The sequence below is a fragment of the Endothiovibrio diazotrophicus genome, assembly GCF_054657215.1.
Genome location: NZ_BAAHXB010000309.1, coordinates 1 through 506 on the forward strand (window position 1 = coordinate 1; position 506 = coordinate 506).

Annotated in this window: 1 protein-coding gene; it reads left to right on the forward strand. The window is 61.9% G+C overall.

Annotated elements, in window-relative coordinates:
- Nucleotides 1-506: HEPN domain-containing protein (locus ACYQ2W_RS26575; protein ID WP_459874136.1), on the forward strand; the 506-nt coding region annotated here is incomplete at both ends.

The following is a 506-nucleotide window of genomic DNA, read 5'->3' on the forward strand; positions in this document are numbered from 1 at the left end:
GCGGGTGCCGGTGACGCTGCTGGTCCATACCCACAAGGAGGTGAACCACGAGATCCGCATGGGGCAGTATTTCTTCTGCGACATCATGAACGAGGGGGTGGTGCTCTACGACGGGCACCGCTCGCAGTTTGCCCACGTCAAGGCGCAGACGCCGGAGGAGCGGCTGGCGTTGGCGCAGCACAACTTCCGCTATTGGTTCAGCAGCGCCAACGACTTCTGGCGGGGTTCCGGGTACTACATGGCGCAGGGGAGGATGGCGCCGGCGGCGTTCATGCTCCACCAGTCGGTCGAGCGCTACTACCACGCAACTACACTTATATACAGTGGTTATAAACACAAGTGCCATAACATCGCCAAGCTGGCGGAGATGGGGGCGGAGCTGCATCAGGCGTTGGTGGGTGCGATGCCCCGCGAGGAGGCGGCGGACAAGGCGCTGTTCGATCTGTTGAAGCGGGCCTACATCGAGGCGCGCTACTCGAAGAGCTATCGGATCAGCGAGGAGGAGT